This window comes from Marivirga atlantica (assembly GCF_016734805.1).
Classification (GTDB): Bacteria; Bacteroidota; Bacteroidia; order Cytophagales; family Cyclobacteriaceae; genus Marivirga; species Marivirga atlantica.
Genome location: NZ_JAERQG010000004.1, coordinates 215,808 through 231,507, shown reverse-complemented (window position 1 = coordinate 231,507; position 15,700 = coordinate 215,808). Strand labels below are relative to the sequence as shown.

Sequence of the window (15,700 nt, the reverse complement as noted above, 5' to 3'; positions counted from 1 at the left end):
TATCATGGGCTTAGCTGTTCAATGTAATTTTTGAATTAAAATTAAAGTCAGCCTAAATAAAAGCAGCTAAAAATATTTTTGTTTTAGTTTATCGCCTCAAAACATGTTTAGATTTCAAACATCTTTCTTCTGTTTCAGCTTCAATATGAATATCTTTAGTTAAATAAGACATCCGTTCTATGAAGAAAGAAAAAGTAACCTTTCCAGGTTCTCAAGGAGGTGAATTATCGGGACACCTTAACCTACCGGCTGATCAGAAAGCACATACCTATGTTGTTTTTGCACATTGCTTTACCTGTAATAAGAATTTTAATGCAGTAAAAAATATTGCTCTTGGCTTGACCCAGTATGGGTTTGCTGTTTTAAGTTTTGATTTCACTGGTTTAGGGGCAAGTGAAGGTGACTTTTCTGACACTAACTTTTCATCGAATTTGGAAGACTTGTTAGCAGCTTGTGATTTTCTCTCTCAAAACTATAAAGCTCCTGAACTTTTGGTGGGACATTCATTAGGCGGAGCAGCTGTTCTCTTAGCTGCCGGTAAAATAAAATCTGTAAAGGCCGTAGCAACAATTGGTGCACCATCACATCCTGATCATGTTTTGCATTTAATAAAAGATAAGATAGAAGATGTAAAGGAGAAAGGCGTGGCAGAAGTGAATATTGGTGGAAGACCTTTTAAGATTAAGTCTCAATTTATTGATGACTTAAAAAAGGATAATGAGTCCAAAGGATTGGAGAATCTGAGAAAGGCTGTTATGATTCTGCATTCTCCTCAAGATAAGATTGTTGATATATCAAACGCCAAGGATATCTATCTGAAAGCGCACCATCCTAAAAGTTTTGTTTCTTTAGATGGAGCTGATCATTTGTTACAAAATGCAAAGGATAGTATTTATGCCGGGCAAATAATTGCTGTCTGGGCCGATAGGTACCTTGAAAATACGGAAGATTCTGAATTAGAAACTGATGCACAAACAGTTGCTGCAATTGGAAGTGAGGAAGATCAACTTACGACTCAAATTGTAACCGAAGGACATCACATTATAGCTGATGAGCCCGAAGATATTGGAGGCAATAATTATGGACCTACCCCGTATGGGTTACTCACATCTTCTCTGGCGGCTTGCACAGCTATTACATTACGAATGTATGCCAATCACAAAAAATGGCCTGTTGAAGAAGTGCTGGTTCATGTAAATCATGAACAAAGGCATGATAAGGATGTGAAAGCAGGAAAAGATGATGCTAAGATATCTTTCTTTGATCGCGAAATAGAGATTAAGGGCGATTTAACCAAAGATCAAATTGAGAAAATGATCAGCATCGCCAACAGATGTCCTGTTCATAAAACTTTGGAAAGTGATATTAAGGTAGAAACCAAATACAAGGCAGATTAGCGGTAGTAAGCTTTAAAGCATTTAATATTTTTATATATTCACCACTATTTTAAAAGTGGAATATGCAACTAACTACCCTTGATTGGTCTTTTGTTATAGGTTTCTTATTAATATCACTTGGAATAGGAATTTTTACCTCCCGTAAAAACAAAAGTGCTTCAGAGTTTTTTGCTGCCGGAGGTAAAATGCCTTGGTGGCTTTTAGGTGTTTCAATGGTAGCAACTACCTTTTCTACGGACACCCCTAACCTGGTAACAGATATCGTTCGACAAAATGGTGTAGCCGGAAACTGGGCATGGTGGGCTTTTTTACTTACAGGCATGCTAACAGTGTTTGTTTATGCACGCCTCTGGAAAAAGTCCGGAGTAATTACTGATGTGGAATTCTATGAATTGCGCTACAGTGGTAAGGCTGCGAGATTTTTGAGAGGGTTTAGGGCAGTGTACCTTGGACTGCTTTTTAATGTAATGATTATGGCATCGGTCACTTTAGCTGCCATAAAAATAGGAGGAGTTTTACTTGGCTTAACTCCTTTACAAACGGTAGTAATTGCTGGGGCTATCACAGTATTGTATAGTACATTGGGTGGTTTAAGAGGTGTGCTCATCACTGATTTTTTACAGTTTTTTTTATCTATTGGGGGCGCTATTGTTGCGGCTATTGTAGCGCTTAATCATCCGAAAGTAAATGGGCTCAATAATTTATTGCATCATGAAAATGTAGTCGATAAACTCAACTTTTTTCCTTCGCCTGATCAGCCTGAATTATTTCTAATGATTTTTCTAATACCACTTTTAGTGCAATGGTGGAGTGTTTGGTATCCTGGAGCTGAACCGGGTGGTGGAGGTTATATAGCCCAGCGGATGTTTGCGGCCAAAGATGAAGATAATTCGATAAAGGCAGTGCTATTCTTTAACATTGCACATTATGCTTTAAGACCGTGGCCATGGATTATTGTAGCGCTTTGCTCATTAGTTGTGTTTCCTGATTTAGCCAGTTTTAAAACTGCTTTTCCGAATACTGAAGGCATTATCAGTCATGATATGGGTTATCCGGCTATGCTTACCTTTATTCCTGCCGGATTATTGGGAATAGTAGTTACTTCATTGATTGCAGCTTATATGTCCACTATTTCAACACACTTAAATTGGGGAGCTTCCTATTTGGTAAATGATTTCTATAAAAGATTTATTAAAGCTGGTAGCAGTGAAAAAGAAGATGTTAATGCAGGAAGAGTGTTTACGGTGATTCTTATGATTATCAGTATGATCCTAGCCCTGTATTTAGAAAACGCTTTAAGGACATTTGAGATACTACTTCAGATTGGAGCCGGAACTGGTTTGATTTATATTTTAAGATGGTTCTGGTGGCGTGTGAATGCTTACAGTGAAATATCAGCAATGATTTTCAGTTTCTTGATAGCCCTTTATTTCGGGTTTGTTCATAAGAACCTAGGTTTCGAACCATTTGCTGCTTGGCAGGAACTCGTAATGGGTGTAGGCTTAACTACGGTGGTTTGGATAGTGGTGAGTTACCTTAGCCCAGAAACAGATCCCAAAAAGCTTGAAGATTTTATTAAGAAGGTTAATCCAGGTGGACCCGGATGGAAACGGGTTTATGCGGCTACTGAAGAAGTTATTTATCCTTCAGCTGAAGGGAAGTGGAAAGTACCTATTGGTATTCTTTGTATGGTGGCTGCTTGTATAGGAGTTTATTGTTTCCTCTTCGCCACAGGACTTGTTATTTATGGTGATTTACTCACAGCATCATGCTTATTTCTGGTAGTTATCGCAACAGTACTTTATGTAACTAAGCAATATCCGAAGCTGAAATAGAAGTATTAGTAGCATTTTATCATCCTAATTTTATAAATTAAAAAATGGATAATGCTAGTTTATTTTCAACCGTAAATACTATCGCACTTGTAAGTTGGGTGGTATTGTTAATTTTTCCTTTTAGTCAGTTAGTTAAAAAACTACTCTTGGGCATAGTAGTGGTTGGGCTGGCAATTCTGTATGTTTTTTTAATAACCCAAACTTTTGATGCTGATGCAATGGAAAGCTTTGGTTCTCTTTCAGGTATAGCTACTATGTTTCAAAATGAAATAGCCTTGTTAGCAGGCTGGGTTCATTACTTAGCGTTTGATTTAATGGTAGGTTTATTCATTACTAATAATGCCCAGAAGTATGGAGTCAACCGTTTTATTCTAATTCCGTGCTTGTTTCTAACCTTTATGTTAGGGCCAACCGGTTTACTGCTTTACATCATAATAAGAAGTATTTATACCAAAAGATACTTTGAAGACTATCAATGAGAGCTACTTTAGAGGAATTAAGAAATGAGCATAAGCCCCTTTATTATTTCGGATGGTTTAATATAATAGCGTTTGTTTTATGCCTTTTGGGGATGATTTTTATTAAAACCCAGGTATTAGGAATTAACGCGTATACAAAACCCTCAAAGTTTTTTATTTCAGCAACCATTTTCAGCTGGACGATGCTGTGGTATCTTAGGTATTTGCCAACCAAAAAACTGAATAAGGCTTTCGGATGGATGGTGATATTGCTCTTCGGCTTTGAAAATATTTATATAGTATTGCAGGCAAGTAGGGGTACTTTATCTCACTTTAACACCGAGTCTTCTTTTACCATAATAATGTTTATGCTCATGGGTATTGCCATAAGCATATTAGTAGCATGGACGGCATTTATAGGATGTCAATTTTTCTATTTTAAATTAAAAGAATTACCAAAGGCTTATCTCTGGGGTATTAGAATTGGTATTGTCACTTTTGTGATTTTCTCATTTCAAGCTTTTGAAATGGCTAACCAGCTACAACATACTGTTGGAGCTAATGATGGGGGCGAAGGTATTCCATTTTTAAATTGGAGTAAGCATTATGGCGATTTAAGAATTGCCCATTTTATTGGGATTCATGCACTTCAGGTATTCCCTTTTGTCGGATATTATATTTTGAAGAAAACCTGGCTGTTAATGCTGTTTATGGCGGTTTATATTACTAGCTGTTTTTTGGTCTACTATAATGCACTTGCAGGTAACAGTATTTTTTAAGAATGGCTAAAGTATTATAAGATTCGAAAACGGGTCTATTTCATGTAAGCATTTATTATTTACATATTACTGGGTTGTTTTCAATAACGGACTCAGAAGTTAATTTCAAGTGTATAGTGTTTTAATTGAGGTAGTTGTGTTTAGTCTGTTTTGTGGGTGGTATAATTTTTGTTCCTAGACGATCATAAAACAAACTATCACTAAACCCTTCAAGAAATGAAAAAAATCATAATGATTCTAACTATCCTGATTTTAATTATGAGCTGCGTTACCGTTAGGCAAGGAGAGGTTGGCGTAAAACGTAAATTTGGAAAAATCAACCCTGAAATTTATGATGCTGGTCTGTACGGTATAAATCCTTTTTTTGCTACAATGATTAAAATACCAACTCGTACCATGAATTTGGAGGTTAATCTTAGCCTGCCTAGTAAAGAGGGCTTAACCATCAAATCTGAAATATCAATTCTCTATCGTGTTGTTGGTGAGAAGGCGCCCTTAATTGTTGAAAATATTGGTCCTTCTTATGTGAAAAATGCTATTCTGCCTGTTTTCAGATCCGCCTCTTCTGATATATCAGCAAATTTTATGGCTAAGGATATGCATTCTGGCAAGCGAAGCGAGATAGAAGCAGAAATTAAAGATCGAATGTCTGAAGTGCTTGCTGAGAGAGGTTTCATTATTGAAGAAGTTCTGCTTAAAAGCATTGAGTTGCCGAAAGAACTTTCAATGGCTATAGAAAGAAAGCTAAAGGCGGAACAGGAGTCAATGGAAATGGAATTTATTCTTCAAATTGAGAAGCAGGAAGCTGAACGAAGGCGAATTGAAGCTGAGGGAAATAGAGATGCTCAAAAAATACTTTCTGAAGGGTTAAATGAAGCAATTATTAAGCTTAGAAGTATTGAGGCATTTAGAGAGTTGTCAAAAAGTCCAAATGCCAAAATCATTATTACGGACGGCAAAACACCCTTTTTAATACAGGAGGATAAATTATAATTACAAAAAAAGGATTGAGAAAGGTTATAATCTCAATCCTTTTTGATATTCTACATAATCTCGTTAAACGTCCTAAGCTACCTGCTCTGTTTTTCCTTTTAACCAATCTGGTTTTCTAATGTCTACTTTAGCACCTAATTGGTTGAGCATATTGTAAAGACCGAAGTAAGTTCTGTTTACGTATAAACCATGCCTTGAACCTCTGGCGCCATTACTATTTCTTACCTCTTTCATGTTAGAAACTTTTTCACCCATGGCATAAATAGCTTCAAAGAATGAGTCATCTCCAAAATCAAAAGAATCGTATTGGAAGGGCTTACTTAGCATACCTATCATTTCAAGAAATACTTCATTAAAGATTTTACGTTCAGCTGGTGTGTCTTTTTCATGGAAGAAATCCAAGGCAGTGAACCTTTTATCAATTTCTTCCTTATCCTGAAGGAACCCTGGTTTTAACAAGCTAAAGTAATTTTCATAAAAATCTTCAGGTATTTCCTTCACGCAGCCGAAATCTATTATGCCCATTTCCCCTTTATCATTCAAAAGAAAGTTACCGGGGTGAGGATCAGCATGCACCTGCTTTAATTGATGAAACTGGAAATCGTAGAAGTCCCAGAGTGCTTGTCCTATTTTATTGCGAATCTCTTGGCTTGGTTCATCTTTTAGAAATTCTTTCATGTGCTTGCCGTCAAGCCAATCCATTGTAATTACTCTGTCACCGGACATTTCTTTGTAGTACTTTGGAAAGAATAGTCCTTCAATAGAATCACCAATTGCTTCTGTGATCTCTTGTGAACGATCCAGTTCGAGACAATAATCAGCTTCTTCCATTAATTTACCTTCCACTTCGCTCATGTAATGATCTAGCTCAGCATTGCTCATGTTAAAAAGCCTTGTTGCAAATGGACGAACCAATCTCAAGTCAGAACTGATACTATCCGCCACACCAGGATATTGTATTTTCACAGCATACTTTTTATCTCCAATAGTGGCCTGATGTACTTGCCCCATTGAAGCAGCATTGACTGCTTTTTTGGTGAAAGTATCGAACATTTCTTCAGGACCTTTGCCAAATTCTTTTTTGAAAGTTTTAACAACCAAAGGGTAAGAAAGTGGTGGTGCGCTATATTGAGACATAGTGAAACGCTCCTGATAAGCTGGTGGTAATAAATTTTTATCCATGCTTAACATTTGCGCTACTTTTAAGGCGCTTCCCTTGAGCTGGCTTAAAGATTCATAAATATCTTCAGCGTTATCATTATCCAATTCCGAACGATCTAAATCTCTATTGAAAGCCTTTTTTGTGTAGTACTTTACGTAATTACCTCCAACTTTTGCCCCTGTAGAAACAAACTTACTTGCTCGTTGTATTTTTGAAACTGGTATTCTCTTCTGTTCTTTCTTCTCTGCCATCTTATTTGTTCTGATATAGAAATTTAGCGAAATCCAATACGCTATCAATTGGGCTTTTGCCCATTAAATCGAATGAGACATTTACTGCTTTTTCAATAGCAGCATCTGTTTTTTCGAAACCAATGCTTTCATCTTTAGTCCAGAATTGCAGTACAAAAAGCGCTTGTATCCATAGGCCTTCTCCGTATTTGTTGCCAATCACAGGCCTGTCAACAACTTCTTCAGTTTCTTTTGCTTGTAGTAAAATTTCATCTACAAACTGCACAAAGTGCTTTTTAAATTCTTTTAAAAAGGCAGGAGTTATTTCTGGCTTTTTCATGTGCTGTAAGTCTAGTATAGCATAGCTTCTATTGTCTTTAAGCACTTCAATTAAGGTGAAATAAAACGCCAGTAATTTCTCACGGGCAGAGTATTCTATGAAAGCTTCTTCAGCATGTAAAGCGGCTATGGTTTCAGTTATGAAACTTTTCCATATAAACTGTCTTACTGCCTGAAAGGAGTTGAAGTGATTGTAGAATACCGTTTCCTTTAACTTCAAATCTTTTGTAAACTTATAGACAGAAGCCGGTTCAGCTCCATGTTCCAAGATATGCAGTTTGTAAGCATCTAATATTTTGGTTAAGTGATCAACTTTACTTTTTGTAGTTGAAGTCTTTGCTTGCGTCTGTTTCCCCATGTGTTATTTTGTTAACTGCCCATGAAACAGGCTGTTTCGCTGAAAGGTTTTACATAATTGACTAAAAGAGCAGTTATTTCTTACTTCAGTAAAAAAGTTAACCTGAGATTAAACCTTTTCTGATTAGTAGCATCAAATGCCTGTAAAAAATATAATGTCTATGAAAACTACATCTATTAATAAGAGACTCGGTTTAGTGTTAGGATTGTTGGTCTCTATTATCATATTATCAGGCTTATTAACAAAGGTTAAAGCCCAACATGTTAGTGTTTTACATGTCAGCAAAGCAGAAAGTAAGCATTTAGCTCATAAACGGGCTCAGAGAAAAGTCTATCGTAAAGTTAAGCGAAGAGCTCATTTGAGGTATGCACATTTACCAAAATACAGGGCCACTGTTAATAGAATCCCTAAAAGTGCAGTTGTTGTGAGGTATAAAGCACATACTTATTATTTTCATGAAGGTGTTTTTTATAGATTAAATAACAAAAGATATGTAGTAATAAGACCCGTTGCAGGGCTTAGAATAAGTCTATTGCCAAAGGGTTACAAAGCCATTTCATTAAAAAGCAGCAAATATTATTATTACTACGGAAACTTTTATAAAGATGTAAAAGATGGATATGAAGTGGTTGAGGCCCCTGAAGGAGCAATGGTAGATGCACTACCAAATGGCTACAAGGTAAAAGAAATTGACGGAATGGAATATTATGAGTTAGATGGCGTTTATTATCAGGAAGTGGAAACCGATGAGCTGCCAGATGGCGTAGGTTATCAGGTAATTAAACTTTAGTTTTTTATGGTTTGTTTTATTTAAGGGATTCGTAGTTGAATCCCTTTTTTATTGTGGTACGTATTTAGAAAGTAATTCTGGGAAAATCCAACCAATTAAATATACTGCAGCAAAAACGAACAACATCAATAAAATAAAACCTAATAGTATACCAAAAATACCCTTTATAAAATTCCATAGTTTATTGCCTTTATAAAAAAGGGTAATTACAACAAGTAAATACAGATAGGTGATAGCTGTCATGGTTAGTAAAGAAGCACCATCATTTGTAAACTTATAAACAACCATCATAACAATAGAAACAAGCATAGGATGACCTTGTCCGTAAAAATTAAGAACAGCTGTTTCTAGAAAGTTGTACCCCTTATTTTTGAAGACAATCCAAATACCTAGAATGAAAAATGGCATCATTAGGAAAGCCACAATTCTAAAATTATTATTAACAAAATTATTCCAATCCTTTTGTAAGGCTTGTTGCTCTGCCGATACTTCAGGGTTGAAAGACTGATTCATGGATTCATAAAATTGATTCATGTCAATATCTAAGAATGATATGATCAACACATAAATGGTAAGCATTAAAAAGTAATAACCCACCGGCCCGATATACCTTACACGAACACCTTCAATTGAAGCTTCCACCACCTTATGTGGCTTTATGGTAAGGTCTTTAACTGTTCTTAGGAAGTTGTTGTCGAATCCGAACCAACGTTTCTGTAGTTCGCCAAATACACTACCCCAGGTTAGTCTGTTAATGCCCTGTTTTTGGCCACAATGATGGCAGAAGTTACCGAAGGTTTCTTTTTCACAATTGGGACAAGTAGTAGTTTTTGCTTCCATCCTTTTATGATTTAAAAGGAAAGATAGTACTTTTTACTTTTCGATATCTATTTTTTTTACCTCACTCGTTATGCGATGCGAACTATTGGTTGTTATGAGCTGGTCGCCTTCCTTAATTTCTTGACCATTAATACTTTTGCCATTTTTGCTAGTAAAAGAATAGCCCTTCTTAAAAACATTTTCCGGGTTGATCAAATGGAAAGTCTTTTCGATCATCTGTAGCTTGTTGGCTTCTTCGCTTAATAACCTCTTAGTACTATAATTTAGTTGTTGAGAAAGCCTGTCTAATTTGTTGTTACCAGCATCAAGTCTTTTTACGAATAAACCTTTAAACCTATGGCTAATCTCGCGTAAGTTATATTGAGCTTGTTCAATAGATCTGGATGTAACAGAAGCAATGTTTTCAAATAGGATGGTAATGTTTTCATCGTATTGTCGGATTCCTCTTAGGAGAAATTCAGCAACTGCCGTTGGAGTTTTTAAACTGGTATGTGCTACTAAATCACAGATTGTTTCATCACGCTCGTGACCAATACCGGTAAAAACAGGAAGTGGGAACTGAGCAATATGTGCTGCTAATTCATAATGGTCGAAACAATCTAAGTCAACCTGTGCTCCACCACCTCTAATGATGATAACTGCATCAAACTTATCCATAGCATTATGAACCTGAAGTAATGCATTAATGATAGCATCAGGTGCTTTATCACCTTGCATAGTGGCAGGAAATAGTAGGGTTTCAATTTTGTAGCCAAAGTCATTATGTGTGATTTGATTCATGAAATCACCATAGCCCGCTGCGGTTTCTGAACTAATTACGGCTATGCGTTGTGGAACCAATGGTAATTTCAGACTTTTATTCATCTCAAAAATACCATCTTCCTCTAGCTGTTTAATAATTTCTTGCTTTTTCCTGGCGCGTTCTCCTAAAGTGAAATTAGGATCAATGTCCTTTACATTTAGGCTAAGTCCATATACTTCATGAAACTGCACTTGAACATTGGCGAGTACTGTTAGCCCTGATCTTAGTTCTTCACCAGTGATTGATTGAAACCATGCACTAACTGTGCGATAGGTGTAAGACCAGATTGTCCCCCTGATTTTAGCGAGTACCTTACCACTTTCTTCTTCTTTCTGAATAAACTCTAAATAGCAGTGGCCGCTATAATTTGTTCTTAATTCAGCAATTTCAGCCACTACCCAGTAACTAGGCTCAAGGGTAGTATTAAGCGTATCCTTTATAAGTTGATTTAATGTGGCTAATGAAAGATGCTCCATTTATTGAGCATTTATTCTTTGAATATTTTGAACGATGTCTTTCACAATAAAAAATAATACGATGGCAAAGCTTATGATGGAGAACCAAAACATGAATTTCTTATTGGCATAAGGCACTTCTTCATCACGTTCCGGATCGGTAAAAATCTTATCGTAAAATTTTTCTATTAAGCCCTTCATTACAATTCTTTTAAGAATTCCATGAAGCCAGCATTTTTGCCTTTTGGTCTTACTACCATTAAAGGAATATCGTGGTCTATTTGAATAAGCCTTTCAGCTATACTTCCTAAGAAAAAAGCAGTGGTGGCCGTTCTTCCCTTAGCACCTACAATTATGGCATTTGCATTAATTTCTCGTGCCTTATCAATCATGTCTGATGTTACATCATCATTAATGTCTTGAGAATAGACGGCTTTAACTTTGATGTCTTTCGTATCTATTTTCTTAATGAATTTTTTGTAGTCTTTCTCAGCATTTTTCTTCATTACGTTGGCGAACTCTTCAAATGTTTTGCCGGTATAATGGTACCCAGAAGGCACGGTAAAAACGTTTTGAATGATAATTTCAGTTTTGAAATCGTTTTTAGAAGCTATTTCAACTGCTTCTTCAATGGCTAATGTAGAGTATTCTGAGAAATCAGATGGCACTAAAATTTTATCCATTTTAGGCTTTGTACCTTCAGGAATAATTAAAAGACTACATGCTGCTCTTCTGGCTAGTCTCTGTGCAAGGCTTCCACTTAGCTCTGCTTTTTCTCTACGACCCATTACGATCATATCTATATCTTCAGTTTTGCTGAACTTGAGGATATTATCAGCTATGCGGCCATTCTGAACCTGAAAATGAATTTTTGCTTTTTGCTTAGTTTTAGAATAATCTAAAAACGTTTTACGCATTTCATTTTCTTTTTCCTGTATAACTTTATCAATCATATCAGGATATTCCTTCAATAAATCTTGAGGTACCTGAAGGTTCTTGATTACATACAAAAAATGGATATCTTCAACATTTGATCTTTCTGCTAAAAAATCAGCAAACTCAATCATTGTTTTGTCTAATTCAGTTAAATCAAGGCCGATAAGTACTTTCTTAATAGGATACATGCTTGTTGTTAATTTCAGGGCGCAAAGTTACGATTTCAAATATTGATAATGCGTAGTTTTTATTTGAAAAATCTTAATTTTCTTTCTCTTTTTTATATCTCTCTTCTGGGTGCTCTAAATCTTTTTCATCATAAAACTTTTGCAGTTTACTTTTTAGCTTAAAATACCGTAGCAAACCAAAGAATATTAAGAACACGCTAACTGCAAAGGCAACGTAACCGAGCCAAACTAGTTTTTTTAAATTTTCTAATTGAATTAAAGCTATGCCACCCAGTACTAAATACAGGCTTGTTCTGATGTAAGCAAATAGGGTACGCTCATTGGCTAAGGTAGTTCTTTCTAAGGCTAAAAAATCCCGTAAAATAATACGCTCTTTGTTTTTATAGTCAGATACTATTTTCGGTATCTTTATTTTTTTCATTACTTTCAGATTGATTAAAAAGTTATTTTAACTACTTGTAAAGCAGCTGTTTTGTTTAGCTAAATGATATAAATGAAGAAAATTATTAAACTTACTCAAAAGCCAAAAATTTCAAATATTTTATTATTGGCAATAAGCATAAGCATACTATTTCATACAAGTGTGCAGGCACAGTTCGGTTTGAAAAATGCTTTAAAGGATAAGGCTGAAAAAATATTAAAGGAAACTCTAAAGGAGAAAACTTCAGAGAAAGCGGCTAGTTATGATACGCTTTCATTCAATTATGCCATTGCATTTCTCGATAAAACAGCATCTTTTCAGAATAAGCAAAAAGATGAGGGGATTATCAAAACTGCCAACTTTATGTTGGGAGAAGATGAAAAGAAAACTGAGCAAGAGAAATTAAGACAACTCTATGATTTCGCTAACATCAGTTATGGGCTGGGTAATTATTTCATGACGGAATCCTACCTGAGGGCCGCTATCATTGCCAGTCAAACTACGGATACAGCCTCAAACCCGATTTACTATAAATCATTGGGCTTATTAGGTGTTATCTATAATAATATGGGGCGTTTTAAGAGTGCTGAAGATTTTACAATTAGAGCACTATCGGGCTGGGAGCGTATGCAAGGAGAGAAAAGTATAGGCTATTTGGCCGAGATGAGTAATCTGGCAGTTCTAAGGATGAATGAAGGAGATTATTTGAAAGCTGAAGATTTGATGAGTCAGCTGGAAAATAAATTACTTAAAATTAAGGAAGAGCAGCCATTACCTTATGCCATTTATATCAACAATAAGGCTATTCTTAATCAATATATGGGTAGAAGTGCAGAAGCACTTAAATATATGAAGCAATGCATAGCTGTTTCAGAAGAAAGCCTTTCAGAAAGCAATGATACCTATTTACAGTTTTTAACTAATCAAGCCATATTGGAGCAGGAAAACGGTGAACTGGATAAGGCTGAGGCAACTTTTGAAAAAGTACTTGATTTACAATCTTCATTTCTAAAAATCGGTAAGAAGTCAGAGGCCAATTTAGCACACACCAAAGCGAATATTGCTGCACTTTATGTAGAAAAAGGCGAGTTGCAGAAAGCTGAAACTTCATTGAAAGAAGCTTATGAACTGTATAAAGAAAGTAAAGGTATCGATGACCTGGAAACAGCTGAGGTACAGGCCGATTTAGGTAATCTTTACCGATACAAAGGCAACAACAAAGAAGCACTCAATTATTTAGAGGAAGCACTTTATACAAGAGAAAGAAAGTTATCGGAAACACATCCAAAAGTAGTTCAGAACAAAGAAGATATTGCGCTTTGCCAATGGCAAATTGGTGAACTTGACAAAGCATACAGTAGCTTTAAAGCGGTGATGGAAATCAGTATGGAATTCATCAAAACTTATTTCCCTGCTTTAAGCGAAGCAGAGAAAACTAAATATTGGGAGCAGCTTAAGCCAAGGTTCTTTAGGTTTTACAATTTTGCCACAAGTAACCATCAGCAGAAGCCTGAATTGCTCGAGGATTTAATTAGGTATCGACTAGCTACCAAAGGAATCTTGCTAACGGCTTCCACAGCACTTCAGAATGAAATTTATAATAGTGATGATGCTGAACTTAAGAGTCTTTATAACGAATGGCTCGATTTAAAACAGCAGCTGGCTAATGTTTATGCCCTATCTGAAGACGACATAAAGGAACAGCAGATTAATGTAGATTCATTAGAGCAAGCTGCCAATAGTAAAGAAAGAGCACTGGCTTCACAGTCTAAGGCTTTTACGAAAGCTTTTGAAAGTAGAAATCTTGATTTAAACAAAGTACAGGCTAAGTTGAAGGTTGGAGAAGTATTAGTTGAGGTTATACAATTTCCGATATACGACAAACAGCTAAGCGACAACTCTGCATATGTTTACCTTGTAATAAAAAGTTCAGGCAGCCCTCAATTGATTTACAATGATAAAGGATCAGAGCTTGAAGGAAGATACTTTGCTTATTACAACAATGTTATCAAGCAGAAATTTAAGGATGACTACTCTTATAACAAGTTCTTTGGTCCTATAGAAAGTGCAGTAGCTGCAAATAAAAAGCTTTATATTTCTCCTGATGGCATTTATAACCAACTCAACTTAAACACCCTGAAAGCAGCAAATGGCCAGTATCTGATTCAGCAATACGATATTAGATATATTGGTCATCCTAATGATTTGCTAACTCAGAAAAGCAATCAATTAACGAAAACGAGTACTGCATTTCTGCTGGGTAATCCCTCATATGGTAATAGTGCTATTCAACAGTTACCAGGCACAAAAAAGGAGCTTGATGTTATTAGCCAGTATTTAAAAGCACAATTAAAAGTGCAGAATTATACCGAAGAAAAAGCTTCAGAATATAATTTAAAGCAAACTGTTTCACCTTATGTACTGCATTTGGCCAGCCATGGGTTCTTTTTAGAAGATGATAATTTGCAGAATAATCTTATGGGTATTCAAATACAATACATTCAGCAAAATCCGCTATTAAGATCAGGTCTGTTGCTTTCAGGTGCAGCCACAAGTGAAGCTACCGGAAGTAGTCAATCTTTTAATCAGGCGGATAATGGTGTATTTACTGCCTACGAAGCCATTCACCTTAATTTGGCCAATACTGAAATGGTGGTGCTATCAGCCTGTGAAACCGGTAGGGGTGATGTGAAAGCAGGTGAAGGCGTTTATGGCTTACAGCGGGCATTTATTATAGCGGGTGCACAATCCATCATTATGAGCTTATGGAAGGTAGATGATGCCGCTACCCAGCAGTTGATGTCAAATTTCTATAAGAACAGAGCCAGTAGCGGAAATGTGGCAGAAGCTTTTCGTAAAGCCCAGCTTAGTACCATGGAACAGTACAAAGACCCTTACTATTGGGGAGCTTTTATCATGTTTTCAAGATAATTTCACATTTTTGTGAACTAGAAGCAGCAAGCATGATCAAATTATTTCGATTTATTTACACCCTCTGGGCACTTTTAGTTTTTCATGTTTTCATGATTATACTATTTCCTTTTTTTATCATTCCTCCTTTATTGCACAAAAGAGGAAATGTACTAAGCTGGAAAGCCATCAGGCTTTGGTCACTTATTTTCAGCTCATTAAACCGAATAATTTATAAAATCGAAGGGCAGGAAAATATCAGTAAAGATGAAAACTATGTTTTCATTGTAAATCACACATCTTTTCTGGATTCACCCGCTTTACCTCAAGCCATCAACAGACCTTTCAGAGCATTGGCAAAAAAGGAGCTTACTAAGATTCCAATTTTTGGTTTCATTGTGAAAATGGTGACTGTGGTTGTTGATCGGTCTAGCCCTGAAAGTAGGCAGAAAAGTAAGCAACGTCTTAATAGAGTGCTCAATGAAGAAAGCTCTATTTTAGTTTTCCCTGAAGGCACTATGAATAGAACTGCTGAGGTACTGCAGCCCTTTTATGATGGTGCCTTTAGAATAGCTATTGATGCACAGGTGAAAATTATTCCTATAGTTGTGAAAGGAGCAGCCAAATTGATGAGGCCAAGTAGCTTATTAATGAGTCCGGGCAAAATAAAAGTAAAAGTACTGCCTCCTGTAGATACTTCCAGCTATACCCAGAAGGAACAAAAGAGCCTCAAAGAAAAGATTCGTGCACAAATGATCGAAGAGTTACAATCTGCTTAAGCTCTATTAAATTTTACTTTGATAGGTA

15 protein-coding genes are annotated in these 15,700 nt (G+C 36.0%); 8 read left to right on the top strand and 7 right to left on the bottom strand.

Annotated elements, in window-relative coordinates; genetic code table 11:
* The first annotated feature begins 179 nt into the window (after positions 1–179).
* From JKP34_RS15340 to JKP34_RS15320, 5 genes are all read left to right on the top strand, one after another.
* A complete protein-coding gene (locus JKP34_RS15340) occupies positions 180–1,397 on the top strand; it encodes a bifunctional alpha/beta hydrolase/OsmC family protein (protein WP_201923402.1) in 1,218 nt (405 codons plus the stop codon).
* Between the two features lie 62 nt (positions 1,398–1,459).
* Complete coding sequence (locus JKP34_RS15335; RefSeq protein ID WP_201923400.1) at positions 1,460–3,232, top strand: sodium:solute symporter family protein; 1,773 nt, start codon at positions 1,460–1,462, stop codon at positions 3,230–3,232.
* 44 nt (positions 3,233–3,276) lie between these two features.
* Positions 3,277–3,711, top strand: coding sequence for an ABA4-like family protein (locus JKP34_RS15330; protein WP_201923398.1), 435 nt, complete (start codon positions 3,277–3,279; stop codon positions 3,709–3,711).
* A complete protein-coding gene (locus JKP34_RS15325; protein ID WP_201923396.1) occupies positions 3,708–4,469 on the top strand; it encodes a hypothetical protein in 762 nt (253 codons plus the stop codon). The genes JKP34_RS15330 and JKP34_RS15325 overlap by 4 nt, the downstream gene beginning before the upstream one ends.
* 216 nt (positions 4,470–4,685) lie before the next feature.
* Positions 4,686–5,462 carry a prohibitin family protein gene (locus JKP34_RS15320; RefSeq protein ID WP_201923394.1) on the top strand — a complete coding sequence of 259 codons (777 nt, stop codon included), beginning with the start codon at positions 4,686–4,688 and terminating at the stop codon, positions 5,460–5,462.
* 72 nt (positions 5,463–5,534) lie between these two features.
* Here JKP34_RS15320 and JKP34_RS15315 read toward each other — a convergent pair whose 3' ends face one another.
* Both JKP34_RS15315 and JKP34_RS15310 read right to left on the bottom strand, forming a co-directional pair.
* Entirely contained in the window at positions 5,535–6,875 is a 1,341-nt protein-coding gene (locus tag JKP34_RS15315; protein WP_201923392.1) for an ABC1 kinase family protein, read from the bottom strand.
* A gap of 1 nt (position 6,876) precedes the next feature.
* On the bottom strand, positions 6,877–7,551 hold the full coding sequence (locus JKP34_RS15310) for a TetR/AcrR family transcriptional regulator (protein ID WP_201923390.1): 675 nt from the start codon (positions 7,549–7,551) through the stop codon (positions 6,877–6,879).
* A 160-nt stretch (positions 7,552–7,711) separates the two neighbouring features.
* Here JKP34_RS15310 and JKP34_RS15305 point away from each other — a divergent pair, with 160 nt between their 5' ends.
* Entirely contained in the window at positions 7,712–8,341 is a 630-nt protein-coding gene (locus JKP34_RS15305) for a DUF6515 family protein (protein WP_201923388.1), read from the top strand.
* A gap of 48 nt (positions 8,342–8,389) precedes the next feature.
* On the opposite strand, the gene JKP34_RS15300 is transcribed toward JKP34_RS15305, so the two are convergent.
* The 5 genes from JKP34_RS15300 to JKP34_RS15280 all read right to left on the bottom strand — a co-directional run bounded on the left by JKP34_RS15300 (position 8,390) and on the right by JKP34_RS15280 (position 11,983).
* Positions 8,390–9,181 (bottom strand): DUF3667 domain-containing protein, encoded by a 792-nt coding sequence (locus JKP34_RS15300; RefSeq protein WP_201923386.1) that lies wholly within the window; start codon positions 9,179–9,181, stop codon positions 8,390–8,392.
* Between the two features lie 33 nt (positions 9,182–9,214).
* Entirely contained in the window at positions 9,215–10,459 is a 1,245-nt protein-coding gene (xseA, locus tag JKP34_RS15295; protein WP_201923384.1) for an exodeoxyribonuclease VII large subunit, read from the bottom strand.
* Positions 10,460–10,639: a hypothetical protein gene (locus tag JKP34_RS15290; RefSeq protein ID WP_201923382.1), complete on the bottom strand. Its 180-nt coding sequence runs from the start codon at positions 10,637–10,639 to the stop codon at positions 10,460–10,462.
* Positions 10,639–11,562 (bottom strand): universal stress protein, encoded by a 924-nt coding sequence (locus tag JKP34_RS15285; protein ID WP_201923380.1) that lies wholly within the window; start codon positions 11,560–11,562, stop codon positions 10,639–10,641. The genes JKP34_RS15290 and JKP34_RS15285 overlap by 1 nt, the downstream gene beginning before the upstream one ends.
* A gap of 73 nt (positions 11,563–11,635) precedes the next feature.
* Positions 11,636–11,983: a DUF202 domain-containing protein gene (locus JKP34_RS15280; RefSeq protein ID WP_201923378.1), complete on the bottom strand. Its 348-nt coding sequence runs from the start codon at positions 11,981–11,983 to the stop codon at positions 11,636–11,638.
* 72 nt (positions 11,984–12,055) lie between these two features.
* Between JKP34_RS15280 and JKP34_RS15275 the strand changes: the two genes are divergently transcribed.
* Both JKP34_RS15275 and JKP34_RS15270 read left to right on the top strand, forming a co-directional pair.
* Positions 12,056–14,914, top strand: coding sequence for a CHAT domain-containing tetratricopeptide repeat protein (locus JKP34_RS15275; protein ID WP_201923376.1), 2,859 nt, complete (start codon positions 12,056–12,058; stop codon positions 14,912–14,914).
* 32 nt (positions 14,915–14,946) lie between these two features.
* Entirely contained in the window at positions 14,947–15,672 is a 726-nt protein-coding gene (locus tag JKP34_RS15270) for a lysophospholipid acyltransferase family protein (protein WP_201923374.1), read from the top strand.
* The last annotated feature ends 28 nt before the right edge of the window (positions 15,673–15,700 follow it).